This is a genomic window from Rickettsia akari str. Hartford (assembly GCF_000018205.1).
Lineage (GTDB): Bacteria > Pseudomonadota > Alphaproteobacteria > Rickettsiales > Rickettsiaceae > Rickettsia > Rickettsia akari.
Genome location: NC_009881.1, coordinates 615,262 through 641,118, shown reverse-complemented (window position 1 = coordinate 641,118; position 25,857 = coordinate 615,262). Strand labels below are relative to the sequence as shown.

Here is a 25,857-nt window from a genome sequence, read left to right as displayed (position 1 = left end):
CATCAAATTTATAACTTCTATATCGATACTTTAAGTTATTTTTCTGGATTCCCGCCTACGCGGGCATGACATCGGTCTTAATACAAAAATAGCATACAATGATCTATACAACAAAGCCTTTAATTGCTCGCAATTGCGATTTTCACAAATGAGCACATAATGAACCACACAAATAATTACCAAATCATCGCAAAGAGGGTTATTTCTAGTGCAGCAAGTGCTTTAGAAAAATTATCTAAAAATATCCCTGAAGACTTCAGCAGGATTATAGAATTTTTATTATCTTTCAAAGGACGGATAATCCTAACCGGCATAGGCAAAAGCGGTTATATTGCAAGAAAAATAGCTGCTAGCTTTTCTTCAACTGGTATGCCTGCTTTTTATTTACATCCGGCAGAAGCAAGTCACGGTGATTTAGGTATGGTTACAAGACATGATCTGGTAATTATGCTATCTAATTCCGGTGAAACTAAAGAACTATTTAATGTGGTTGAATATTGTAAAAACTTTTCCATAAAAATTGCTGCAATGACAATGGATAAAAATTCCACTTTAGCTAAAAGAAGCGATTTTTTATTAATAGTACCTGAGCACCCGGAAGCTTCTTTAATTGGAGCTCCTACTATATCATCTTTAATAATGTTATCACTGGGTGATGCTTTAATAACTGTTATACATGAACAACGAGGCTTTACTAAAGATGATTTTAAAATTTATCATCCAGGAGGTATAATCGGTGCTAACTTAACAAAAATTAAAAACCTAATGCGTAGCGGTGATGAAATACCTTTAGTATATGAAGATACGTCCTTTGCCGACACTATAATTATTATGAATAAAAAACGTTTAGGTTGTACACTTGTCACGGATAAAAACCAAAATTTGATAGGGATTATAACCGATGGGGATTTACGTCGTCATATTAACGATCAAATCCACTTAAAAACAGCATCAAGTGTTATGACCAAAAATCCTATTTATATCTCATCGGAAATATTTGCAAAAGAGGCTTTAAATTTAATGCAAGCCAAAAATATCACTAATATACCAATTGTTGATGATAATATTATTATAGGCATTATTCATATTCATGATTTGCTACGTATGGGAGTTAGCTAAAATCTATGCCTTCTTTTTATAAACGGCGAAAAAAAATTTGGAAATCTCTATATCTTTTAATAATAGTTGGAATTTTTTATATAGGATATATATTAATTAAAAGCGGTTATATTAATGAAGAAAATGATATTAACGTTACAAAAAACAGGTTAAAAGATACTAAAAATTTTGATTTTCAATATAATATTATATTGAAAGATTCAATTTTTGAAGGAGTAAATAAAAATTTAGATGCGTATAAGATTAAAACTGAGCGAGCTATAAAAGAGTCGGATAACAAATATAAACTAGATGTGATAAATGCTATTTATAACGTAAATCAAGACCAAACTTTTATTATCAATGCGAAAGAAGGCTTTTTAGATGAAGGATCAAACATATTAGATTTAAAAAATGATGTAAAACTTTTTTTTGATGAGATCATATTTAACACTAACGATGCAAGGATTGATTTAGTAAATAAGAATATAACCGGCAACTCCTCTGCTAAATTATTCTACAAAAATTCTTCAATTACTTCGGATAGTTTTAATATAATGGATGAAACTAATATTATAATTTTTAAAGGCAATGTCTCCACAATCATCGATTTATCGGATTATTAAACTTGTAGTATTTCTTAATGTTAGTATGTCTATATATGCTAGTGATAAAGATATTTCAAGTCTACATATTACATCTGATACTTTAATTATTGATAGAACCAAACAAAAGGCAGAATATCTTGGAAATGTAGTTGTTTACTTCGATAATGCGATACTTAGAACGAAAGAATTATATATTTTTTATAAAACAATAGATAAAAAGCAAACTATTGATCATATAGTTGTTCCAACCAAATTGACTGTAGAAAGAAAAATAAATAATGAATTATTACTTGCAGATAGTGTTAAATATTTTTTTGATGACAAACAACTTATTCTACTTGGTAATGTGATATTACAACGCGACGATAATGTTTTAAAAACTAATAAACTAATCTATTATGTAGATCTTGTTAAGAAATAGAGTTCTTTAGTGTAGCATTGCTCGCATGGATATCTAGGTTATTAGTGCGAAAGCAGGAATCCATCTTAATACAAGTGAATAATGGATTCCCGCTTTCGTGTGAATGACGTATAGCAACAAAACACAAATAAAAAAGATGGATAGCTTACAGGTTAAAAATATATCAAAATCCTATAAAAAAAGGAATATATTAACTGATATATCTCTGAATATAAAACAAGGAGAGATAGTTGGTTTATTTGGTCCTAACGGAGCCGGTAAAACAACTTGTTTTAACATTATTATCGGTTTAATGAAACCGGACTCAGGGCAATTACTTTTAAATGGTATCAATATTACCAACTTGCCTATTTATTTACGAGCAAGGCTTGGCATCGGCTACCTTCTTCAAGAACCTTCGATATTTCGAGGATTATCGGTTGAGGATAATATTAAAGCTGTAGTTGAGATATCTGAAAATGATAAAGAAGTAATTGAACAAAAAACCAATAATTTACTAGAGAAATTTTCGATAGTGCATTTAAAAGATTTATCCGCTGCTAGCTTATCAGGCGGCGAAAGGCGTAGGCTTGAGATTGCACGTTCACTTGCAATAGGGCCTAAATTTATTATGCTTGATGAGCCTCTTGCCGGTATTGACCCACTTGCTATTTCCGATATCAAAAATCTAATTACTTATTTACGTGAATTTAATATAGGTATATTAATTACCGATCATAATGTACGTGATACTCTAGATACAGTTGACCGTGCTTATGTTATTTTTGAGGGCAAAGTATTGCGAGAAGGAAAACCTAAGGAAATAGCAAACAGCAAAAAAGTTAAGGAAGTGTATTTAGGTGAAAGCTTTAGTTTTTAGACTATGCAAACGCGTCATTGCGAGTAGTAGTAGATGTTGTTGCATGGGTCGTTTTATGTCATTCCCGCGAAGGTGTGGATCCAGTAAAACATATAAAAACAAGTTTTTATATGTTTATAATTATTAATGTTATTTTTTAGATGCCAGCTCTCGCGGGCATGACATAAATGGTTTTTTATGCAAATTAACAAAGAAATTTTTAGAGCTTATGATATAAGAGGCAATAGCCTTAAGGATTTAACAGAAGAAATAGCTTATAAAATCGGCTTTTGTTTCGCCAAGATGACTATCACAAAAGATAATAGCAAAATCTGTATTGGTTTAGACGGTCGGCTCAGCTCCCATACCCTTTGTAAAGCTTTAGAATTAGGACTAACTGATGCAGGGGCTGAAATCATAAATATTGGCGTAGTTCCGACACCAGTACTATATTTTGTCGATAAACAATTTATGCCTGCCGGTAGTATTATGGTTACGGGATCGCATAATCCTCGTGACGATAACGGCTTTAAAATGCTGCAACACGGTAAATCTTTTTTCGGTGATCAGATAAAGGATTTATTAGCAAAGGTTTTGAATAATCATGTTATGCCCACAACCCCTGATGTCATTCCTGCGAAAGCAGGAATTCATATTAATACAAGTGGAGACATGGATTTCCGATTTCGCGGGCATGACATATATTGTGGACATAATATAGAACATAAATACCTAAAACGTATTTTAGAGGGAATAAATATTAATCCGCAGTTAAAAGTGTCTTGGGACTGCAGCAATGGAGCAACAGGCAATATTATTGAAGAGTTAAAAAAGCATTTAACTAATCACAACATAATCATAAATAGTAGGATTGACGGGAATTTTCCAAGCCATCACCCTGACCCTACCAACCCTGCTAATTTACAAGAGCTAATAAAAGTGGTTAAAGAACAAAATTGTGACCTTGGTATAGCTTTTGACGGTGACGGTGATAGAATCGGTATTGTAAGCGGGGGCGGTAAGATATTATTCGGTGATCAAATTTTATGTATATTTGCTGAGAATATTTTAAAGGAACATCCGAGTGTTACCATAATAGTCGATGTAAAAGCCAGTCAGTTAATAGTTGATAGAATTAGGTCATTTGGCGGAAATCCTATAATATGGCGAACAGGTCATCCTTTTATTAAAAGCAAAATGCTTGAAACAAATGCTTTACTCGCCGGTGAAATGAGCGGGCATATATTCTTTGCCGATAAATATTTTGGCTTTGATGATGCAATTTATGCAGCACTTAGATTTTTAGATTTACTTAGCAAATCAAGTAAGACTCTGGATGAAATAATAGAGGATTTACCGAAAAGCTATAGTACACCGGAAATTAAAATATTTGTTCCGTCTAGGTTAAAATTACAAATTATTAAAGAGATTAAAGAAAAATTATTAGAAGAGAAAATAGAGTTTAATGATATAGACGGTGTACGGGTAAATACCGAGCATGGTTGGTGGTTACTGCGTAGTTCTAACACCGAATCTATTATAGTTGCAAGAGCTGAATCAGCTAGTAAAAATGGCTTAGGGAAAATAATAGCTATAATTAATAAATATCTTGAAAAATACGGGCTATTAATTAATTATTAAAGAATTATTGCTTTCTAAAATATTATTTTATATATTTTTCTCACACGTAACGACCTTGCGCCTACTAATTATGATTCTCTTGTTTTTAAACTTAAAGATGGTGTAGCAGCATCTAACGGTTTAAAGAGTCTAAGAGTTGACTACATGGATGCGGGCTTATTTAGTCGGCCAACATGAAACTGAAACCGTTTAATTGTACGATGTCATTATTGCGAGGTGTTACCGATGTGGATACCACCCCGTCATTGCAAGCAGCCGTAGGCCGCGTGGCAATCCATAGAAAAATTCTGTAAATCAGCATTTTTTACTGGATTGCTTCGTCAATGACTCTGTAATTTCTTCGCAATGACGAAAAACCGAGCCATGCAACGACCCAACAATTATAGACTAAACTATATATCAGTGACAACGAAAGACATAATAATTTTATGCGGGCCAACTGCTAGTGGAAAGTCTTATTTAGGGCATGAACTAGCTAAAGCATATAACGGCGAGATCATAAATATCGACTCAATGCAGGTTTATAAGAAAATTCCTATTATTACCGCCTCCCCTCCGCAAAGCTATACAGCTGAAGTGACTTACCATTTATATAATTTTCTATCTATTACGGAAGATTTTTCGGTAGTAAAATATCTCAAACTTGCTGCAGAAAAAATAAAAGAAGTAACTGCTCGAGTCAAACTACCTATATTAATAGGTGGAACTGGTTTATATATCAATTCTTTAGTTTTCGGATATAATAATATTCCTGATATATCAGAAGATTTACGAGAACAAGTAAGAAACTTACATACTGAAATAGGTAATATAGAATTATGGAATAAATTAGAGGAGCTTGACACGCTTGCTGCTTCTAAAATAAACAAAAATGATACTCAGCGTTTAATTAGAGCTTATGAAGTATTCTTGGAAACTGGTAAATCTATTTGTTCCTTTCAAACTTTACCAAAAGAGCAAATTTTATCTGATTTTAATTTCAAAATTATCTTCTTAAATCCTGAGCGAAAATTTTTATATAAAACTTGTGATGAGCGTTTAGATAAGATATTTAAAGAAGGGGCAATTGACGAAATAGCTTTAATAAAAAAGCAATTTGCTCCTAAAGATTATGTGGATTTAAAAGCTGTAGGAATAAAAGAAATTTTAGCTTATTTAGACGGCGATATGACTTTAGATAGAGCTCTCAATGCAGCTCAAATACGAACCCGTCAGTATGCTAAAAGACAAGTTACTTGGTTTAAAAATCAGATACAAGATAAAACCACATTGGAATATTCTAACCAAGAAGAGTTTGCACAAATATTAAATGTCATTCCTGCGGAGGCGGGAATTCACTAAAATAAAGTTCCTTAAAGCTTTATTTGAAAAAAAATTATCTAATAAAAAATCTTTAATTTTAAAGATTTTTTAGCATGGATTCCTACTTTCGCAATGGATGACATTGAGGACTTTTGAAAAAACGTAGGGTACTATAAAAGTTCGTAGACGATATCAATTTTTGGGATTCAGTGAGTATAGTTTATCTATGTATTTCGTCTTTCTTTTTATTATTAGAAATAGGAGTAATGGCAAGTGTATTTGTTTTAGATCATACAATATTAATCTTACTATTTAAATTTTAGACGATGTAATACCATCGGCCTAAATTTTATTTTCTCATTCTACAGGTACTTCTCAGATTTAAAATACCCAACTCCCGCTTTAACGACATTTGGTATTTGTTTTATAATATTCAGCGTTTGACCTTCTGTCCAAATTAAACTACCTATACTAGTAGCGATATTAATATATCTTTGATTTTCAATATTTTCTAAGATTTGAACCAACTTATCCGGTGGATTGAGCATAAGTGTTAGTATATTATATAATTGTATATCTTTTTAAGTTTTATCTAAAATACCTGTAAATATTTCCTTATTCTCGTTTAAATATTTTTTGATTTCGTTATTATTCGTAATGAACATTACCAATTCTTTAGCTATTCCCGTATAATCACCTTTAACAAATTCATCAAAAACCTTTTTTAATGACTCAGGATTATCAAGTAGTATAGGTATTACATTCGTAAGTTTTGTAACATCTGTTGTTTCTAGTCCATAATTTACAAACTGTTGTTTTATAGTTTTGCTATTTTTCATCTTGTTCTAAAACCCCTTTAACTAAACAACTCTCAGCTATAAGCTGAGATGTTATAAATAGAAGTGTAATCGATTAGAAATAGGTCATCATTAATAGTTGCACCTTCTTGCTCATCAATATACTGCTGTATCATTTCATCAGTAATATTACCCAAACTAACTGCCATATAACCTCTAGCCCAAAAATGATTGCCCCAATACTGCTTTCTCAAATAAGCAAATTCTTGCAATAATATTCTTGAGCTACTGCATTTTCAATACTGCACAAGTTTGCTAGGTGTTATTTGCGGTCTATACTAGATAAACATATGAACATGATCACAAGCTACTTTGCCTGAAATTATCTGTACTTCATGTTCCATACAAATACTCCTAAATAAATCTCTAGATCTCTCTTCGCTACCTTTCACGTTAATACACTCTTGCTATACTTTGGTACCCACATATTGTGTACTTTTAAATCATACTGGATATGGCTATTTTTTTCTATAACTTCTCATATCTCTTTATAAATTCGTCGCCAAGGCAACTTCATTATATCTTACATTCGACTAAAGGCGATTGATTGTTCATCCCAAATCGGCACATTAAATTATCGAATAAACCTTCGTTACTTTGCTCATCTTTTAACTTGAATTAATGCTCGTAAAAGCAGTAATTATACGGCTTGTTAAGTTCATATAATCGCCTTTATTTATATCTGTAATAATAGCATGTGCAATTTCCGGTTTTGACATAACTTCAGCTACTGTACTAAGCATTTGTTGATCGAAATTATATTCTTTCTTCATGCTTTGTATATTCGGAATATTGTCAATAACAACTGAGGCAATATCAGGTAAGACTGTTTTATTATCAGCAAAAACATTTTTTAATTTATCGTCGCCAGATACCATTTCTTAAGATTGCTCAAGAGCGACCATTACTCCTTGATTTGGAGCATTGAGAGTATCAAAAATCTCTTTTGTTTCAGGCATTTTATTTCATAAAGTAGGAATAGTATCTACAATACTAGGATCAACTTTTGCATCTGTATCCTTACTTTGAGGTTTGTGTAATATATTATCACAAGCTTTTATATAGTCGCTGGGAAGTATTTTTGTTGCTTTGGTACGTATATAATCTGCTATATCTTTGCCTTTTTCATTAAAAAATTTCAAGAAATTTTTATCGTTAGATAACATTTCTAATGTTTTAGAAGTCACTTTATTATAGTCAGGTACATCTTGCTTTCGCTCAATTGCAATGTCTTTAATGCTTTTAAGTACATTATCATTTTTTAAATGTTGTAAGGTCCTTTTGATCCATAAAACTACCTTCTGGAAATTCTCTAAAATCTGCTTTCTCTAAGATTTGCCCTATTTTTAGTAAATCATTTACATGTTTTTTTAGAAAATTCCATATTTCGGATTTTTCAAGAATGGATTTTTGAAAGTTTGAATCAAGATATATATCAGATGAGCTTGCAAGTTTAACAAGATTATAACTATTTACGGGATTAGTGAAAGCAAACTGTGCACCTTTTAATAACGCTCCTATACTAACTGGTAATATTTTTTTTCTTTGGAGATGCAAGGTCATAAATAAAACGTGTAAATGCCTTGTCTGCATCATGAGAAGATAATATCCTTTTAACAGTTTTATTGAAATTCTTTAATTTAATATCTTTAATGGAATTTATAACTTCCATGAAAATAATGCAATGTATTTAATTACATCAATATTAAATTCTCTTAAAACTGATTCAAAAAAATAAATTAAGAACTACTTAAATATTTTAATTTATATTACATAATATGGTAATTAAATCAATTGGATCTAAGATTTATAGAGCTATATGTTTATTTTTTTTACTTTTTGTAGGTAATGATGCGTAAGTATGTGATTTATAGTGATGATCTACTATATGCACTTTACTATCTAAATTTGAAACTACATTTTTTGCTTCTTTTAAAAGATTTAGTTTATTAATATTTTCAAACTCATTCTTAAAATTATCTTTTAACTGTTCATTGAAGATTTCTTGTGGTAAATAAATTCCACCGGTAATAGTACCTGCCCAAGTATATTTAGATTTAGAATTTAAATTAGAGGCAATATTAATTGCTAATTTTTCTAGATTTTTCGGCTCTAAAAAATTATTGATATTATCAGGATTCTTATTAGAATATTCAGAAACGATAGGTTTGAGCATCTGCTTAATCATGAAAAAATCTTCACCTCTATTATCACCTTTATCAAAAAGTTTTTGTGCTATTTTTTCGCTTAAAATATTTGTCAATAAATTACTCTTAATATCTTCTTTATTTACAATATTTTCATATAAAGGGCTCAATATTTGTAATGGAGAATTTAAATGATTTGTAATATGTTTATATTGATTTGTTTTAGGAGTAGCTAGGTTAGTAACCATATTCATAGGTAGCGAATTGAGTTTTTCTATAATATAGTCTTTAACCGCTTGATTTTCTTCGCATAACATATTTACCTGTTGAGCAAATTCTTTTTTACTCAGTAAATGCCTTTTTTCTTCGGCCTGTATTTGTAAAAATACTTTATCAATTGCCTTATCAATTAATTTTGCTTGTTGCTCTTTAATTAGTTCAGGTGCTAAAGAATGGATTGTCTTATTAAGATTGTAAGTATCAGTAAGTAGCATTAAATTATCAGGTAGTTTAGCACCTGCTAAATTAGTATTTTTAAAATTACAATCTTTTAAAGAAGTTACTTTAGTTAAATCTGCATTTTTTAATGATATGCCTGAGAAGTCAATATTAGATAAATTACCTACTAATATAGCTCCCTCTAAGCTGAATTTTCCATTTTGTATTTTATTTAAGTTATTTCTAAGAGTAATTTCATCTATAGTTTTATCTTTAAAATCTTGTGATGGACTAAATACATCTTTTACTTTTTCAGTAGCATAGTTAAAACTTGCTTTTATAATATTCGGCAATTGTCCTTCAAAATAATTGGTTTTTTGAGCTAGATTATATATAGCACTAGCTGCACCACGATAATTACTTTGTTCAACCGCTTCTATAACTTTAACTAATTCATCAGGATGGTTTAACATTGATGGAAGTACATTATATAATTCTTTCTTATCAAGGTTATTTATACCTGGTATGTCCACTAAAGTTTTGTCTAAAATATTTGCAAATATTGCTCTATTATTGTTTAAATATTTTTTAATTTCAGGATTGTCGTTAGTTAAAATTATTAACTCTTTTGCCATTCCAATATAATCACCTTTAATAAAATCTCGAAAAACCTTTTTTAATGATTCAGGTTTATCAAGTAATATAGGCATTATGCGCATTAACTTTGTAATATCACTTGCTTCCAGATCATAATTTATAAGTTGTAGTTTTATAGTTTGGCTATTTTTTTCATCTTGTTCTAAAACTCCTGTAATGAAATTATCAAATAGACCTTCTTTACTTTGCTCTACTAATATATCTTTTAATTTAAATGAAGGATCATTCAGGGCAGAGATTATATTACCGGTTAAACTCATATAATCGCCTTTATTTAAGTCTGCAACAATCTCATGAGCAATTTCTGGCTTTGACATAACTTCACCTACTATACTAAGCATTTGTTGATCAAAATTATATTCTTTTGTTATGCTTTGTATGCTAGGATTATTTTCAATAATACCTAAAGCAATATTTGGTAAGATTGTTTTATTATTAGCAAAAAAACTTTTTACTTTATCATCACCCGCCACCATTTCTAAGGATTTTTCAAGAGATATCATGAAACCTTGATTTGGATCATGAAGAGTATCAAAAATCTCTTTTGTCTCAGGAATTTTGTTTAATAAAGTAGGAATAATATCTAAAATTTTAAGATCAATTTTGTAGCTTTCAAAATGTTCTTTTAAGAAAGGTTTAGCTTGTTCTTTTGCTTCTTCTAAGAAACTGCCAATAATTAGTTGTTCTTCAGGAGATAACTTATTAAAACTTTTTAGAGTATTAGGATCGTTTATATTTTCAGCCAGTTCTTGCTTAAAATGAGGATGTGTATTAAATATTTTTAACACATTTTTCTTGTCGGGTTTTTGTAATATATTATCAAAAGTTTTTATATAATCGCTTGGAAGTATTTCAGTTGCTCCAGTGCGTATATAATTCGTAATATCTTCGCTCTTGTCATTAAAGAATTTTTTGAAATTTTTATCGGTAACCAGCATACCCAAAACGCTAGACGTCACTTTATTCCAGTCAGGTAGCTCTTGCTTTACTTCAACTGCAATTTCTTGAAGTTTTTTAAGTACTTTTTCATTTTTAAAACATTCTTTTAGTATTTCGAGTCCCTTTTTATCTAAAGCACTCTTATCTTGAAATTCTCTAAAGCCTGAATTTGCTAAGATTTGACCTATTTTAGGCAAATCGTCTGAATGTTTTTTTAAAAATTCCCATATTGGAGATTTCTCAAGAAGTGATTTTTGAAATTCCGGATCAAGATATATATTAGAGGATTTAGCAAGTTTGACAAGATTATAAGTATTTACAGGATTAGTTAAAACAAATTTTGCTCCGAGTAACACCGTTCTTAAGCTTATACTCTTTGAAGATGATAAGTCCTTAATTGCACTTTTTAGTGCTTTATTAGCGTTAGAAGAAGATAAAACTTTTTCTACAACCTTTTGATAATTTGTATTATTTGTAACATCCATAACATTATTCAAAATTTTCACAAATAAAAATTAGGTATTTTAAATTTTTTTATTGTTGTTGTTAATATGTATACTTCGATACAACATGTTCAGCATCCGAAGGCTTACAAAGACACGGCTGCCAATTTTCAAGTTCTATCTTAGTATATTCTTTAGCCTCCTCTTTTGGCGTCCATCTGAGTGAATACTTCTTCCCATGAACCGGTAGTCGCCGCTTTTGAATATTCAGTCGCTCTATTTTCAAAAAAGTTCGTATGCTCGACTCCATTTAGCATTTCATCAAGCCAAGGAAGCGGGTTATGATTGACCAAATATACATCTTTGAGCCCTAGTTGCATTAAACGACGGTCAGCAATATAACGAATATATTGTCTTACTTCATATGCCGTTAACCCTTCAATACCGCCAACTTCAAACGCAAGTTCAATAAAGGCATCTTCAAAATGCACAATAGTTGTACAAGCTTCATAAATACGTTTACGTAAAGTTTCTGTCCAAACTTCAGGGTTCTCTCTTACAAAAGTCTTAAACAGAGTAATAATTGAATTAGTATGAAGAGTTTCATCACGCACTGACCAAGAAATAATCTGACCCATACCTTTCATTTTATTAAAACGAGGGAAATTAAGCATAATCGCAAAAGAAGCAAATAGCTGTAATCCTTCAGTAAAAGCTCCAAATACTGCGAGTGTAGTTGCTATATCTTCTTTGGTATCCACTCCAAATTGCTGTATATAATCATACTTGTCTTTCATTTCCTTATATTTAAGAAATGCTGAATATTCTACTTCCGGCATACCTACCGTATCAAGTAAATGTGAATATGCTGCAATATGTACCGTTTCCATATTAGAAAATGCCGATAACATCATTAATATTTCAGTCGGTTTAAATACTCGTGAATAATGCTTCATATAGCAGTTATTCACTTCAATATCCGCCTGAGTAAAAAAACGAAATATTTGTGTTAATAGATGTTTTTCCCCTGGAGTTAAGTTATACTTCCAATCTTTCACATCATCGGCAAGCGGTACTTCTTCCGGTAACCAATGAATTTTTTGTTGAGTGTGCCAAGCTGTATATGCCCATGGATATGAAAATGGCTTATATATTGGACTTGCATCAAGTAGTGACATAATTGTTCTTCTTGTTTGTTTTTATTATTTACCAGTATACTTTGTGGTATGACTCAAAAAAATACTCAATGTCATTCCTGCGAAAGCAGGAACCTAAAAAATAACCCTACTATATGTACATATACGATAAAATAAACATATAAAAAATAAGTTTTTTATGTTTTACTGGATTCATGCTTGCGCAGGAATGGCATCGATTCTTAAGTTAATCCCATGAGCTTTTAACTAGAAACAACATTAACCACTATTACTGGCAAGACAAGCATTCTTCGTAATTACCGGCTTCTGTTAGCTTATCGTTTTGTTTCTCTAAATCTTTAAAATCGGCTTTTAATATGTCATGCGACACTTTATCGGCTCGCTGTATTGATGTCGATCTACAATAATATAAACTTTTTACTCCTTTCTTCCATGCTTTAAAATGAATATTATTTAAATATTTCTTACTAACATTACCTGGTACAAAGATGTTTAAAGATTGTGCTTGCGTAATGTAAGGAGTACGATCGCTTGCTAGTTCAATTAACCAATTTTGATCAATTTCGTAAGCGGTTTTAAAAACCTGTTTTTCTGCTTCGGATAAAAATGTTAAATGTTGCACTGATCCTTCATGTGTTGCAATCGAAGACCAAACTTGGTCATTATTAAATCCTTTCTCTTCTAATAACTTTTCTAAATGTTTGTTACGCACATTAAAAGAACCGGTTAAAGTCTTTTGTACAAAGCTATTAGCAGCAAACGGCTCTATTCCTGGTGATGCATTACCTGCTATTACTGAAATTGAGGCTGTGGGTGCTATTGCGGTTTTATTGCTAAATCGTTCATTACTTCCTGCATCTAGAGCATCAGGACATGCTCCTTTTTCTTTACCGATTTCTATTGAGGCTTTATCAGCTTCAGCAGATATATATTCAAATATTTTTTTATTCCAAACTTTTGCCATCACCGATTCTATCGGTACTTTTTTTATTTGCAAAAATGAGTGGAAGCCCATTACGCCAAGTCCAACGCTTCGCTCACGCAAAGCCGAATATTTAGCTCTTGCCATCGTATTTGGTGCTTTATTGATAAAGTCTTCTAAAACATTATCAAGGAACAACATAATAGAATAGATAAATTCTTTATCATCTTTCCATTCTTCATAATACTCTAAATTTAAAGAAGCAAGGCAGCAAACGGCCGTTCTTGACTTTCCTAAATGATCAATTCCAGTCGGCAATGTAATTTCGCTACAAAGATTGGACATTTTAACTTGAAGCCCTAATTTTTTATGATGCTCAGGGATAGATTTATTAACACTATCGATAAATAACAAGTAAGGCTCACCCGTTTCTATTCTAGTAGTTAATAACTTAACCCATAAGTCTCTTGCTCTAATTTTATTTACGACTTTTTTGGTAGCAGGACTAATAAGGTCAAAGTCCGTATTGTTTTCAACTGCTTTCATAAATTCATCGGTAATCGCTATACCATGATGAATATTAAGAGCTTTACGGTTAACATCCCCACCTGTCGGACGTCTTATATCAATAAATTCTTCGATTTCAGGATGATTAATAGGCAAATATACAGCCGATGAACCTCGTCTAATAGAACCTTGCGAAATAGCGAGAGTCATAGAATCCATTACTTTAATAAACGGTATAATACCGGATGAATGACCTTTATCACGAATCCCTTCATTAATAGAACGAACATTACCCCAATAACTTCCAATCCCACCGCCGCGTGCAGCAAGCCAAACATTTTCCGTCCATAGATTTACTATATCGTCTAAGCTGTCATCGGTCTCATTCAAGAAGCATGAAATAGGAAGCCCTCTATCCGTTCCGCCGTTACTTAAGATTGGTGTTGCCGGCATAAACCACATTTTACTCATATATTCATATAGCTTCTGAGCATGCTGCTTATTTTCGGCATAATAACTGGAAACTCGTGCAAATAAATCTTGAAAATCCTCACCTTTCATAAGATATCGATCTCGCAGAATAGCTTTACCGAAAGGATTAAGTAAATTATTATGGTTGTTGTTTATAGTTATTTGAAATTTATTTTTTTTAAGCGTGTTCATTATAGGTACTAATGGGGCTGTAGGCGTTATTCATAATGCTTATTTTGAAAAAATGACACCATATTTAGTGTATATAATCTTCACTTAAGTAGACACGAGAATAATAATTTATTCAATATAAATATTTATTTTTTTTTTAGATTTTTGACTTGACACACATCACTCTTGATTACTGTTTATGCCTTTTTAAGGCACACACAGTCTTATCATGCGGAAGTAAGGCAACATTGCGTGAATACCGCCCTGTCATTGCGAGCAGTCGTAGTAACGTACCAAAAGCTAAAGGTGTAGCCGTAACTATACAAGACGGTAAAACCGTTGCACTAACAAGGCGAAAAGCATTAGCAGATGAAGCAAAGCTATTTCCTGCACTTATAGTTAAGATAACAAAACCGATAATATTTCGTAAAATTTTAATAAAAATAAATATTCCCTATAAATATTCAAAAGATTTCAATATTCGGTATGCTAAAAAATAAAGCTGAGATAAAAGCAGATATATTAGATCCAATAAAAGACAAATGGAATGCAGAAAATTAATTTCCATTATTAATCTTTTGCAAATTTGAACGATTTTACAAGGTATTAATAATGGATTAGTACCCATGTTTTATTGTGGTAACTATTACAACCTGAAGAATTATCAGAGCAAATAAAACACAAAATCAATTTAGCTCAAGAAAGTTCACAATTATTCCTAAGTTCTATTTCATTATGGGAAATAGCTACGCTTAACTTTAAAAGGCATATTAATGTTCATGAGCCTATAAAGGATTTTCTAAATTCTATAACTATTTTAATAGAGTGTCTATTAAAGAAATTGCTCCGTAGGTTGCTGCTGAAAGCGTTTTTCTTATGGATGATTTTCATGGTGATCCGACTGATAGACTTATTGTAGCAACAGCAAAATGCATTAGAGCTACCTGACTAGAGATAAAAAAATTCTTAACTCAGTAAAAGTTAGGACATATTAAATCAATATCTCTCTAAGCACTATACTCCACGGTAGAATGAAAAGTTGGTAGACGCAGCTCAATTGGGAAAAGAGCAATGAGTTTGCGCGCCGAGGAGCGGAGCGTATAATAAAGGTTCAACATCCGAGGACTTACAAAGACGATGTAGCCAATTTTTCAAATTTAGCGAGTATATAACAATAACAATTGATTATTTCCTCAAGATCCAATAAAATCCTTTTTTAAATTGAGTTAAAAAAATAATGCATAATACTGACGTTATAATAATCGGAGCGGGACCGGTCGGGCTGTTTACGATTTTTCAGGCCGGAATGCTTGGGATGAAGTGCCACGTTATCGATGCTCAAGAAACCGTAGGAGGTCAGTGTATTACTCTATACCCTGAAAAGCCTATTTACGATATACCGGCATATCCTAAAATTGCCGCAGAAGAGCTAATAAAACAGTTAGAGTTTCAAGCTGCTCCTTTTAAGCCTGTATATCACTTAAATCAGCATGCTACAGATCTAAATAAGCAAGGTGATTTTTTTGAAATTAGAACCTCAAAAAATACTATTATTAAAAGCAAAGCTATTATTATTGCAGCGGGAGCTGGTTCATTTGGTCCAAACAAGCCGCCTCTTGCCAATATTGAAGATTTTGAAGGCAAATCGGTTTTTTATTTTATTAATAATAAAAGTAAATTCGCAGGTAAAAATATAGTTATAGCGGGAGGCGGTGATTCCGCCGTCGACTGGGCTATTTCTCTTTCAGAAATTGCAAATAAAATATATTTAGTGCATAGACGAGATAAATTTACGGCAGCTCCTGAAAGCGTAAGGCAGTTAAGAGATATTGCAGAAACTGGTAAAATCGAATTAGTCACCGGTTATCAGTTAAATGCTTTAGATGGCAATAATGGTACACTTCAAACAGTTATAGTTAAAGACCTGCAAAATAACATTCGCAAATTAGATGCCAATGTATTACTACCGTTTTTTGGTTTAAAACAAGATCTAGGATCTTTAGCTAATTGGGGTTTAGATGTTAAGCTTCACCATATTGAAGTAGATAATTCCTATTATCAAACTAATATAGAAGGTATTTACGCCATTGGAGATATTGCTCATTATGCCGGTAAGCTTAAGCTGATTCTTACGGGCTTTGCTGAAGCTGCAAGCAGCATTCATCATGCTTATATTAGAGTATTTAACGGTCAGGCTCTACATTTTGAATATTCTACCACTAAGTATGGGGAAAGGAAGTAAGTATCCCATGTCATTTCTGTGGAAGTATTGTTATGTGGAACGAAAAAAAGTACTCGCTGTCATACCGTGGCTTGACTCCGGAATAAGTATCGGTATTAGTAAGAGCATAGTACTGATATTCACTATTATATCCATGATTATATACCGTGATTACTCTATTCTTGTTGCTGAGGAATTAAAATTTGAATTTATCACTTTAATATTATTATCGGTTGTAGGTCTTTTTGTTGCAATCTCATCACAGAATTTTATATTATTATACGGTATCCATAAAAACAATAAAAATACCTTGAACACGCGATCAAGTCGCTGGATGATAACTGAAAAAGGATAAAAATATAGTGAATAATATAATTGACGGTAAAGCGTTAGCAAATGAGATACTAGAGGATTTAAAGCTAGAAATTCAAGAACTTAAAAGTCAAACCAACGCTTCACCAAAGCTTGCTATAGTACTAGTTGGCGATAATCCTGCAAGTATTATTTATGTAAAAAATAAAATAAAAAATGCACATAAAATAGGAATCGATACTTTATTAGTAAATCTATCTACTACTATTCATACAAATGATTTAATAACAAAAATCAATGAGTTAAACCATGATAACGAGATTTCGGGAATGATAGTTCAGCTTCCTTTGCCAAACTCCATAGATAAAAATAAAATTTTATCTGCTGTATCACCATATAAAGATGTTGATGGGTTTCATCCTTTAAATGTTGGTTACTTACATAGCGGTATTATAGATGTAAGTGAATTCAGTCAAAGTTTTATACCATGCACTGCCCTTGGTTGTCTTGCGGTGATAAAAAAATACGAACCTAATTTAAGTGGTAAACACGTTGTAGTTATTGGACGCTCAAATATAGTAGGAAAACCTTTAAGTGCTTTACTATTAAAAGAAGATTGCAGTGTTACTATTTGCCATTCTAAAACACATAATTTAGGCTCTATCGCTTTAAAAGCGGATATTGTAGTTGCTGCAATAGGTTCGCCTTTAAAATTAACTGCAGAATATTTTAATCCTGAATCGATAGTAATTGATGTAGGCATTAATAGAATTAGCGGCAACAAAATTATCGGTGATGTTGATTTTGAGCATGTTAAGTCTAAAGTAAAATATATTACTCCAGTCCCGGGTGGCATCGGACCGATGACTATTGCCTTTTTACTTAAAAATACGGTTAAGGCGTTTAAGGATTCTTATAGTACAGTATGTCATTTATGACTTTAGCGACTTTGTTGCATGGTTTAAGAACAGTGTTGTCATTCATACGAAAGCGGGAATCCAAAAGTATTATAAGTACAGCAGATTTTGGCAATTAAAGGCTCGCTTTATGCTGGATTCCTGCATTTCGTATGAATGACAACACTGTTCTTAAACCATGCAACAATGCCATTTAGCTAGGAATGACATCAAATTTTATAAATACTCGCAAGTTCTACATAATGTCTTACATTATCTCGCGTATATTCTCAATCTTGATCAGTTAAATATCTAACAAATTTTGCAGGGGGGAACCCATCCATAATTCTTTAGATTTCATTATCTTCTGTGGCGGGATAAGACTTCATATAAATTAAATGCATTATTATGTGTTGTGCAGGCATGAATAAGAGAAAGATGACAGATAGTTATGGTATCGCCTATTTCTACCTGTCTGTTAAATCTTGCAGTATGAATTACACTACCATCTTGTAGTTAATATTATTTCATATTTTTGTTGATTCAACGTCGTCTCTAAGAACTGTACTAAACCAAATACTTGAATTACTACCTATTTCAACATCTCCTATTAAAGATCTGATTTCGGCAATATATGCAGTTTTATCAATTCTTGGCGTAACCCCTTTATAATGGATAATAATCATTAATTATAATCTACCCAAGAAATGTTACCATCTTTACGATAATACACTATATTGATACGATCATTATTGATATTTTTAAATACTACCGCAGGTAAATCTTCTAAATCCATCTTCATTACCGCTTCTTTTACTGATAATTTTAATATTTCTACAGGCTTTTCAGCGATAATTGCCGGATTATCATTATCTTCGGAGTTAGAGGTTTCAATATCAGATTGCGGATTAATAATATATTTGGTACCTTCGTAAGCAATTTCTGATATTTTTACTTTACCAGCATGATGATTTTTGAATTTTGATTTATATTTTCTAAGCTGTTTTTCTAGTTTTGACATAGCTTTATCAAAAGCTATATATGTATCGCTACACCTATCATGACTTTTGATTATATTATGTTTACCTGAGCCATATTTTACTATAATATCACATTTAAAGTTCATTCCTTCTTTTGAAAAATGTATATCTATATTTATTATATCGGTAAAATATTTTTTAACGATTTGCGTAGCCCTCTCTTTTGAATATTCTTGTAAATTATTACCGATCGAAATATGTTGACCTGAAACTGAAATAATCATAAATAACCTTTATAATCTGAAATCATTAATATATAGGCGTTACTAAGTAACACCTATATAATTAATTTATATTTAGAGTAATTTCAAGTTTTATTACAAATTACTGCATCTAAACTTTAGATGTAGAGTTTAGGATGCTTATCTTTATTTTGTTGCGATTTAATTAGTTTTTTAGTAGTCTTTATTACATAATTAGGCTCAATACCCATGTCTAAGAATGTAGCTTAAAATTTTCATTATTTTCAAAAAGCCACTTTTTAGCATTATATTCTGCTTTTGTTGCTTCTTTCTTGGTATAAGTATTAGTATTATTGCCTGCATAATAATAGCACTTCTAAGCGCAATATCGGGTATAGGATTATAAAGTTTAATATGCTCAAAAGGAGTAGTTAATTTAATGACATATGGTTTAGTCATATAAAATCTCTAATAATTTTCAAGGCTTCAATTAATAATTACTAATTTGAATTAATAATAAGAAGGAATGTTTAGAGATTTGGGTGCTTTATATTTTTCGATAAAATAAGATATTTTACTCTTGCAGGAATAGAAGAATTGTTATATATATTGTTGTCTCGTATGTAAAGGGGGTGTAGCTCATCTGGTTAGAGCGTCTGCCTGTCACGCAGAAGGTAGCGGGTTCGAGTCCCGTCACTCTCGCCAATCCATGTCATGGTTTTCTTCGTTTTCTAAAAAATTCATATGCTCCTTTTATGTGCAAAAATGTCTAATTTTTATGTTAAATCTCTTTTAAATTCCGAGTTTTTAATATTATCAAAAAAACTAATCCCGTATACTTCTTAAAACAATCTCAATTCATTTGCTTCTAATTAAATTGCTATTGCATTCTTAAAACTTCTTATTATTGTCTTGTCTATGAGCTCATTTTTAACAAAAATATGTTTAAAGAACAATCTAAAATTTCATATGAAAAACTAATAGCAACAATAAGAGAGAGAAATACAAAATATAACGATTAAAACTATATTTTCTACGTTAATATCTTTTGAGATCCTCACACCCGCAAGCACTTAAATTGTATTATACTTTTTCCATTTAACGATTAAATTTTTGAAAGTCGTGCCAGTTTCAGTATATCCCGAATCCCATAATATTGGAGTACCTAATCCCTAACGTTGTGGTTAAATTAATCAATTTCGGAGCTAAATAGCTATAACCAGCTAAAATCTATCCGGTATATGAGCGTGATTTATATTTACCGTCACATTCCTACCTATATTTTGAGTTACATTACCGTCACCTATAAAATTCAATGTACCACCTATACCACCGGTGCTAAGTACTGCTCCAATAATGACAGAGCTATCTCCTAAATTAAACGTTCCGTTAGTACCTTTGAAAGCAATATTTTCTACTATGCCTTTATTAGCCGTTAATTTACCGTTTGCATTATAATTTAAGTTACCGACTAATCCATGCTGTCGTTACATCAGCTATGGCATCTGCTACATCTTGTATATTTATACCGTTGAATATTATTTCTTCTAATGCTGCTCTATTTGCTCCTACGCTACCTGTGACCGTTCCACCATCTGCAAATATTAATTTACCACTATCATCGCCTGGAGTAGTGGTTACTACTCCGGTTAGCGTAACTCCATCTGATAAAGTTAAGATAGAGCCATTATTATTTAAAGCTACAGGAGCAAATACGTTATCTGAGAACGTAACGGGATTTGCTTCGATATTTACAAGTTTTAAGCTGCTGTTAGCTCCAATCATACCGTTAACATTACCGCTTTGTATTATCAGTGTTCCTTGATTATTTGTAGAAGTTGTAATTGAACCGGTCACACCATTTGTTATTAACTTAACATCCACTCCAAATAATATGTTACCACCTGCTCCTAGGTCCAAAGCTTGATTAAATATTACCTGTCCAATACTATTCATACTAAGTAACTTCGTAAATACCGTATTATCGACTACGATATTACCTGCTCCAGGCATATCAATATGTGCTTCCCCATTTCCTACATTTATTTGAGAAAGAGAATTAGTTAAGCCGATATTATTTAAGATACTCTCTGTACCTGCAAAAGTCGTATACCGTTATTTCTGGCTACCGTATTATCTGTATGAGTTCTAATATTTAAACCGTTATTAATTTGCAAAGTAGAATTCTTACCAGCGAAATCTATATTACTACATGTTTGATGACTGACTCCGGTAATAATTGACGTAACATTATTACTAATAAATTTAAGAGGACCTATTGATACATTTTGACTTACCTCAACCATACCAAAAGCAGGTAGTGCTATTAATGTATTTATCCCGCCAACAACAGCATTTGCTTTATCTTCCGATATTTTAATTCCAAGACCTACAACCGCTGTTTGAATAATATCGCCGTTATTAAATACTCCTCCTACAAGACCGGCACCGGTACTCAAGCTTACGCTACCGAGATTAGGAATTGTGGCTCCTGTGGCATTAGAATTAGTGCATATTTTCTTAATATTTTTTCATTAATATTCACTCCAATACATTAATTATTTTTTTAAATCACATTAGTAATTAGTTAAGAAATCTTAATGTGTGTTATATAGATAAAATTAATTTTAATTAATAATTTGTAGCAACTTTTTTACAACAATAGATTTTTGGGATTATTTATAAGAAAGTGATAAATTTTATGGATTGAACCACAGTCGAAAGATTGCGGTGTTATTGCATTGCTCGGTTTTTCTGTAATTGCGAGAAGGCATTGCACGCGTGAATACCAATGTCATTCCTACGAAAGCGGGCATCCAAGTTTCTTTGGCGTCATACCGCGACTTGATCGCGGTATCTTATGACTGAGTCTGCGATACGAGATCCCAGTGGTCCAAGCCCACGGTAATAGGTTACTGAATTCCTGCTTTTACAGGAATGATATCGAGGGTTCATGGATGACATCGCGGGTTTTATAAAAATTACTCGGTACTATATACTGATAGTAAATAAAAAGCAGATAGATGAAGTGTCATTTGGCAAGGAGCAAGGCGTTTTATATTTTTTTGACCGCACAGCGTACACAGACGATCACGCAGATCAAACAATATTAAACAACGACGCCCATTTTTTAAATTAAACGAGTATATGACTGATCTCTATTTATTTAACGGGGTTTCTACTAAAGCATACTTAAGTACTTGGTCGATATTTGACACGGATATAATTTCTAGGCTTTCTTTTATATTCGACGGTATATCTCTTAAGTCTTTAACATTCTCCTCAGGAATTAATACGGTTTTAATCCCTCCCCTACTCGCAGCAAGTAACTTTTCCTTAAGACCACCTATAGGTAAAACATTTCCTCTTAAAGTAATTTCACCGGTCATTGCTACAGTGCGGTGTACTGGTATTTTAGTCATTAACGAAACAATAGTAGTAAACAAAGCACAGCCGGCAGACGGTCCATCTTTTGGAATAGCTCCGGCCGGTACGTGAATGTGAATATCAAAATCTTTATAATTATCGTATTTTAATCCAAAATTTGTTGCTCTACTTCTAAAACAACTATAGGCAGCCATTGCCGATTCTTTCATAACATCACCAAGTTTTCCGGTGGTTTTGATTTCACCTTTCCCTAGAAATGCTAAAGCCTCTATAGTTAAAAGCTCTCCTCCTAATTCAGTATAAGCAAGTCCTGTAGTACTCCCTATTTGGTCTTCTTGCTCAGCAATCCCGAAATTATATTTTTTAGCCCCTAAAAATTCTTCAAGATTATTACTATCTACGGCGATATGCTGAACTGTTTTATCTGCTAAAATTTGCTTTAATGCTTTTCTAGTTAACGCTCCTATTTCACGTTCTAAAGCTCTTACACCTGATTCCTTGGTATAATATCTAATTAAATCCAAAATTGCCGTCTCAGATATAGTAATTTCATCTTTTTTGATTTTATGCATTTTAAATTGTTTCGGCACTAAATAATTTTTGACGATTTGGAGTTTTTCTTCCTCTACATAACCGGATATATATATTTTTTCCATTCTATCACTTAAAGCTCTAGGTAAATCATGTGAGTTAGCAGTAGCAATAAATATTACATTTGATAGATCATATTCTACTTCTAGATAATGATCAACAAAGTGACTATTCTGCTCAGGGTCTAATACCTCAAGCAAAGCGGATGCCGGATCACCTCTAAAATCAGAACTCATTTTATCAATTTCATCAAGCAGCATTACAGGGTTACTAGTCTTAACTTTCTTAAGTTGACCTAAAATTTTACCCGGCATTGATCCAAGGTAAGTTTTTCTATGCCCTCTGATTTCTGCTTCGTCTCTAACACCGCCTAGAGCGAATTTAGTGTATTTTCTCCCCATTCCTTCAGCAATAGATTTTACAAGTGAAGTTTTACCAACCCCTGGCGGACCTATCAAACATAATATAGGCCCTCTAATTTTACTTGAACGCTGTAATACTGCTAAATATTCTATAATTCGTTCTTTCACTTTTTCAAGTCCAAAATGGTCACGATTTAAGATTTTCTCTGCTTGGTTAATATCTATTTTGCTATTATCATACTTACCCCAAGGCAAACTTAGTAAAGTCTCAAGATAATTACGCGTCACTCCCGACTCCGCCGACATTTGATTCATACTACGAAGTTTTTTAAGCTCTGATTCTGCCTTCTCTTTAGCTTCTTTAGATAATTTTAAACTTTTAATTTTTTTCTCAATATCGGCAAGTTCCGATTTATCTTCATCAAGTTCCTTTTGAATAGCTTTCATTTGTTCGTGCAGATAATAATCACGCTGCGTTTTTTCGATTTGCTTTCTTACTCTTTGCTGCAATGCCTGCTCGGTTTCTGAATTAACTATATTGGAAGTAAGCGTACTAATAACCGCAGTGATACGCTTAAAAGGGCTAGTTTCTTCTAATAAATGCTGCTTGGCCTCAAGTGAAGTTATCAGATGTGAAGCTAATATATTTATAATATTTATAAAATTAGTACTATTACTTATTTCTTTATTGATAGTTTCAATAATTTCCGCATTAATTTTCTTATTATTAATCACATATTTACTAAATAATTGTACTGCATTATCCACTAATGAACGCATGTTATTAACATCAAATATTTCTTCATCTGGAATAATTTCATAATTTGCTTCAAAAGCCTCTTCGCCTTTGATATTGCTTAGCTTTACTCTTGCTACTGCTTCTATTAATATTTTTGCCGTATTATTAGGCAACTTCACTATTTGGATAATCTTGGCAAGTATAGCTGTGTTATAAAGTTCATGTTTACTAGGGTTTTCTTGATCAAATTTTTTCTGTAAAGTTACTAAAATATATTTACTATTATCTTCCTCAGAAATTGTAGTATTGGATAACGCTTTCAGCGATTTTTGTCTACCCACGAAAATAGGAGCAATTACTCCCGGGAATACTACCATATCTCGTAATGCCATAAGCGGCAGGGACTTTTTATTCATCAATTAAAACCTTTAAAAATTTCTAATTATTAACTATATAATATAGTATAAATGCGATTGCAAGCCATCTTTATTAATTATATTTATGACTTTATTACTACAATCTTCTCAAAATGTAGCTACTGCACATACTAGAATAAAACAATATCTACATTTAACTCCAATCGTTCACTCTGAAAGCTTAAATGAGATGCTCGGTCATGAGATTTTTTTTAAGGTTGAATCATTACAAAAAACCGGTGCATTCAAAGTTAGAGGAGTATTAAATCATTTATTAGAATTAAAAGAGCAAGGCAAATTACCTGATAAAATAGTCTGTTATAGTACGGGTAACCATGGGGTTGGTCTTGCTTATGCAAGTAAATTATTCGGTCTTAAAACAAGGATTTATTTACCGTTAAATACTTCAAAAGTAAAACAGCAAGCAGCTCTTTATTACGGCGGTGAAGTTATATATACATATACTCGACAAGAAGCAGAAGAAAAAGCAAAAGAAGATGAAAAGCAAGGATTTTACTATATACATCCTTCCGATAGTGATTCTACAATAGCAGGAGCAGGCACTTTATGCTATGAAGCATTACAGCAGCTAGGCTTTAGTCCTGATGCTATTTTTGCCTCTTGCGGCGGCGGCGGTTTAATTTCCGGCTCATACCTTGCCAAGGAATTAATATCACCGATAAGCTTGTTAATAGGTTCAGAACCGCTTACTGCTAATGATGCTTATTTATCGGTTAAAAATAATAAGATATATAAATTTGATAAGGCACCGACTACCATCGCAGACGGTCTTAAAACCTTAAGTGTATCAGCCCGTACATTTGAATATCTGAAAAAACTTGATCATTTTTATTTAGCAGAAGAATATGAAATATATTACTGGACGGCGTGGCTTACTAATTTACTTAAAGTTATATGCGAGCCGTCAAGTAGTATAAATATGGTGTCAGTGGTGAATTGGTTAAAAATACAATCCAAACCTCAAAAATTACTGGTACTAATCTCAGGCGGTAATATAGACCCTATTCTTTATAACGAACTATGGAAAGAGGAGTATTTAACCGTTCCACCAAGTATTACTAACTAAAGATCAA

16 protein-coding genes, 1 tRNA gene and 7 pseudogenes are annotated in these 25,857 nt (G+C 32.0%); 11 read left to right on the top strand and 13 right to left on the bottom strand.

Annotated features, from left to right (window positions below; translation table 11 throughout):
• Nucleotides 1-159: 159 nt before the first annotated feature.
• The 6 genes from A1C_RS03205 (at nucleotide 160) to miaA (ending at nucleotide 5,947) form a co-directional block, all read left to right on the top strand.
• Nucleotides 160-1,119 (top strand): KpsF/GutQ family sugar-phosphate isomerase, encoded by a 960-nt coding sequence (locus A1C_RS03205; protein WP_012149624.1) that lies wholly within the window; start codon nucleotides 160-162, stop codon nucleotides 1,117-1,119.
• Nucleotides 1,120-1,124: 5 nt separating this feature from the next.
• The gene (gene lptC, locus A1C_RS03200; protein ID WP_012149623.1) at nucleotides 1,125-1,724 is read left to right on the top strand and encodes an LPS export ABC transporter periplasmic protein LptC; all 600 of its coding nucleotides are present in this window, start codon (nucleotides 1,125-1,127) and stop codon (nucleotides 1,722-1,724) included.
• Nucleotides 1,690-2,127: an LptA/OstA family protein gene (locus tag A1C_RS03195; RefSeq protein ID WP_041816772.1), complete on the top strand. Its 438-nt coding sequence runs from the start codon at nucleotides 1,690-1,692 to the stop codon at nucleotides 2,125-2,127. The genes lptC and A1C_RS03195 overlap by 35 nt, the downstream gene beginning before the upstream one ends.
• Nucleotides 2,128-2,263: 136 nt before the next feature.
• Complete coding sequence (lptB, locus tag A1C_RS03190) at nucleotides 2,264-2,986, top strand: LPS export ABC transporter ATP-binding protein (RefSeq protein ID WP_012149621.1); 723 nt, start codon at nucleotides 2,264-2,266, stop codon at nucleotides 2,984-2,986.
• 177 nt (nucleotides 2,987-3,163) lie between these two features.
• Nucleotides 3,164-4,606 carry a phosphomannomutase/phosphoglucomutase gene (locus A1C_RS03185; RefSeq protein WP_012149620.1) on the top strand — a complete coding sequence of 481 codons (1,443 nt, stop codon included), beginning with the start codon at nucleotides 3,164-3,166 and terminating at the stop codon, nucleotides 4,604-4,606.
• Nucleotides 4,607-5,008: 402 nt separating this feature from the next.
• Nucleotides 5,009-5,947 carry a tRNA (adenosine(37)-N6)-dimethylallyltransferase MiaA gene (gene miaA, locus A1C_RS03180; protein ID WP_012149619.1) on the top strand — a complete coding sequence of 313 codons (939 nt, stop codon included), beginning with the start codon at nucleotides 5,009-5,011 and terminating at the stop codon, nucleotides 5,945-5,947.
• A 181-nt stretch (nucleotides 5,948-6,128) separates the two neighbouring features.
• Here the strand turns inward: miaA and A1C_RS09490 are convergent.
• The 7 genes and pseudogenes from A1C_RS09490 to A1C_RS09675 form a co-directional block, all read right to left on the bottom strand.
• Nucleotides 6,129-6,573: pseudogene (locus tag A1C_RS09490) on the bottom strand (hypothetical protein).
• 206 nt (nucleotides 6,574-6,779) lie between these two features.
• Nucleotides 6,780-7,247, bottom strand: a pseudogene (tnpA, locus tag A1C_RS06880) (IS200/IS605 family transposase).
• Between the two features lie 85 nt (nucleotides 7,248-7,332).
• Nucleotides 7,333-8,437: pseudogene (locus A1C_RS08595) on the bottom strand (pentapeptide repeat-containing protein); the annotation flags it as partial.
• A 135-nt stretch (nucleotides 8,438-8,572) separates the two neighbouring features.
• Nucleotides 8,573-11,431, bottom strand: coding sequence for a pentapeptide repeat-containing protein (locus A1C_RS03145; protein WP_012149615.1), 2,859 nt, complete (start codon nucleotides 11,429-11,431; stop codon nucleotides 8,573-8,575).
• A 152-nt stretch (nucleotides 11,432-11,583) separates the two neighbouring features.
• Nucleotides 11,584-12,567, bottom strand: a complete 984-nt coding sequence (locus A1C_RS03140) for a ribonucleotide-diphosphate reductase subunit beta (protein ID WP_012149614.1) — start codon at nucleotides 12,565-12,567, stop codon at nucleotides 11,584-11,586.
• 247 nt (nucleotides 12,568-12,814) lie between these two features.
• Nucleotides 12,815-14,638 carry a ribonucleoside-diphosphate reductase subunit alpha gene (locus A1C_RS03135; protein WP_012149613.1) on the bottom strand — a complete coding sequence of 608 codons (1,824 nt, stop codon included), beginning with the start codon at nucleotides 14,636-14,638 and terminating at the stop codon, nucleotides 12,815-12,817.
• 268 nt (nucleotides 14,639-14,906) lie between these two features.
• Nucleotides 14,907-15,062, bottom strand: a pseudogene (locus tag A1C_RS09675) (Csu type fimbrial protein); the annotation flags it as partial.
• A 792-nt stretch (nucleotides 15,063-15,854) separates the two neighbouring features.
• Between A1C_RS09675 and A1C_RS03125 the strand changes: the two are divergent.
• From A1C_RS03125 to folD, 3 genes and pseudogenes are all read left to right on the top strand, one after another.
• The gene (locus tag A1C_RS03125) at nucleotides 15,855-16,859 is read left to right on the top strand and encodes an NAD(P)/FAD-dependent oxidoreductase (protein WP_012149610.1); all 1,005 of its coding nucleotides are present in this window, start codon (nucleotides 15,855-15,857) and stop codon (nucleotides 16,857-16,859) included.
• A 76-nt stretch (nucleotides 16,860-16,935) separates the two neighbouring features.
• Nucleotides 16,936-17,121, top strand: a pseudogene (locus A1C_RS06855) (NADH-quinone oxidoreductase subunit NuoN); the annotation flags it as partial.
• A gap of 79 nt (nucleotides 17,122-17,200) precedes the next feature.
• Complete coding sequence (folD, locus tag A1C_RS03115) at nucleotides 17,201-18,088, top strand: bifunctional methylenetetrahydrofolate dehydrogenase/methenyltetrahydrofolate cyclohydrolase FolD (RefSeq protein ID WP_012149608.1); 888 nt, start codon at nucleotides 17,201-17,203, stop codon at nucleotides 18,086-18,088.
• Between the two features lie 248 nt (nucleotides 18,089-18,336).
• Here the strand turns inward: folD and A1C_RS09245 are convergent.
• The 3 genes and pseudogenes from A1C_RS09245 to A1C_RS08585 all read right to left on the bottom strand — a co-directional run bounded on the left by A1C_RS09245 (nucleotide 18,337) and on the right by A1C_RS08585 (nucleotide 19,727).
• Nucleotides 18,337-18,732, bottom strand: a pseudogene (locus tag A1C_RS09245) (gamma carbonic anhydrase family protein).
• A complete protein-coding gene (gene hpf, locus A1C_RS03105; RefSeq protein ID WP_012149606.1) occupies nucleotides 18,732-19,310 on the bottom strand; it encodes a ribosome hibernation-promoting factor, HPF/YfiA family in 579 nt (192 codons plus the stop codon). Before hpf ends, A1C_RS09245 begins: the two are co-directional and overlap by 1 nt.
• Nucleotides 19,311-19,426: 116 nt before the next feature.
• Nucleotides 19,427-19,727, bottom strand: a pseudogene (locus tag A1C_RS08585) (hypothetical protein).
• Nucleotides 19,728-19,896: 169 nt separating this feature from the next.
• On the opposite strand from A1C_RS08585, the gene A1C_RS03095 reads away from it, so the two are divergent.
• A tRNA-Asp gene (locus A1C_RS03095) sits at nucleotides 19,897-19,973 on the top strand.
• Between the two features lie 759 nt (nucleotides 19,974-20,732).
• On the opposite strand, the gene A1C_RS08580 is transcribed toward A1C_RS03095, so the two are convergent.
• The 3 genes from A1C_RS08580 to lon form a co-directional block, all read right to left on the bottom strand.
• Nucleotides 20,733-21,281: a hypothetical protein gene (locus tag A1C_RS08580; protein ID WP_232279079.1), complete on the bottom strand. Its 549-nt coding sequence runs from the start codon at nucleotides 21,279-21,281 to the stop codon at nucleotides 20,733-20,735.
• A gap of 65 nt (nucleotides 21,282-21,346) precedes the next feature.
• The gene (locus tag A1C_RS07735) at nucleotides 21,347-21,727 is read right to left on the bottom strand and encodes a hypothetical protein (protein ID WP_041816769.1); all 381 of its coding nucleotides are present in this window, start codon (nucleotides 21,725-21,727) and stop codon (nucleotides 21,347-21,349) included.
• 699 nt (nucleotides 21,728-22,426) lie between these two features.
• Complete coding sequence (gene lon, locus A1C_RS03075) at nucleotides 22,427-24,763, bottom strand: endopeptidase La (protein ID WP_012149602.1); 2,337 nt, start codon at nucleotides 24,761-24,763, stop codon at nucleotides 22,427-22,429.
• Between the two features lie 85 nt (nucleotides 24,764-24,848).
• Between lon and A1C_RS03070 the strand changes: the two genes are divergently transcribed.
• On the top strand, nucleotides 24,849-25,850 hold the full coding sequence (locus A1C_RS03070) for a serine/threonine dehydratase (protein ID WP_012149601.1): 1,002 nt from the start codon (nucleotides 24,849-24,851) through the stop codon (nucleotides 25,848-25,850).
• Nucleotides 25,851-25,857 lie beyond the last annotated feature (7 nt).

Excerpts from the sequence above, each read along its gene's own strand:
- A1C_RS03205 (WP_012149624.1), top strand. The coding sequence starts at position 160 with ATGAACCACACAAATAATTACCAAATCATCGCAAAGAGGGTTATTTCT.
- lptC (WP_012149623.1), top strand. The coding sequence starts at position 1,125 with ATGCCTTCTTTTTATAAACGGCGAAAAAAAATTTGGAAATCTCTATAT.
- A1C_RS03195 (WP_041816772.1), top strand. The coding sequence starts at position 1,690 with ATGTCTCCACAATCATCGATTTATCGGATTATTAAACTTGTAGTATTT.
- lptB (WP_012149621.1), top strand. The coding sequence starts at position 2,264 with ATGGATAGCTTACAGGTTAAAAATATATCAAAATCCTATAAAAAAAGG.
- A1C_RS03185 (WP_012149620.1), top strand. The coding sequence starts at position 3,164 with ATGCAAATTAACAAAGAAATTTTTAGAGCTTATGATATAAGAGGCAAT.
- A1C_RS03145 (WP_012149615.1), bottom strand. The coding sequence starts at position 11,431 with ATGGATGTTACAAATAATACAAATTATCAAAAGGTTGTAGAAAAAGTT.
- A1C_RS03140 (WP_012149614.1), bottom strand. The coding sequence starts at position 12,567 with ATGTCACTACTTGATGCAAGTCCAATATATAAGCCATTTTCATATCCA.
- A1C_RS03135 (WP_012149613.1), bottom strand. The coding sequence starts at position 14,638 with ATGAACACGCTTAAAAAAAATAAATTTCAAATAACTATAAACAACAAC.
- A1C_RS03125 (WP_012149610.1), top strand. The coding sequence starts at position 15,855 with ATGCATAATACTGACGTTATAATAATCGGAGCGGGACCGGTCGGGCTG.
- hpf (WP_012149606.1), bottom strand. The coding sequence starts at position 19,310 with ATGATTATTTCAGTTTCAGGTCAACATATTTCGATCGGTAATAATTTA.
- A1C_RS08580 (WP_232279079.1), bottom strand. The coding sequence starts at position 21,281 with ATGCCTGGAGCAGGTAATATCGTAGTCGATAATACGGTATTTACGAAG.
- lon (WP_012149602.1), bottom strand. The coding sequence starts at position 24,763 with ATGAATAAAAAGTCCCTGCCGCTTATGGCATTACGAGATATGGTAGTA.
- A1C_RS03070 (WP_012149601.1), top strand. The coding sequence starts at position 24,849 with ATGACTTTATTACTACAATCTTCTCAAAATGTAGCTACTGCACATACT.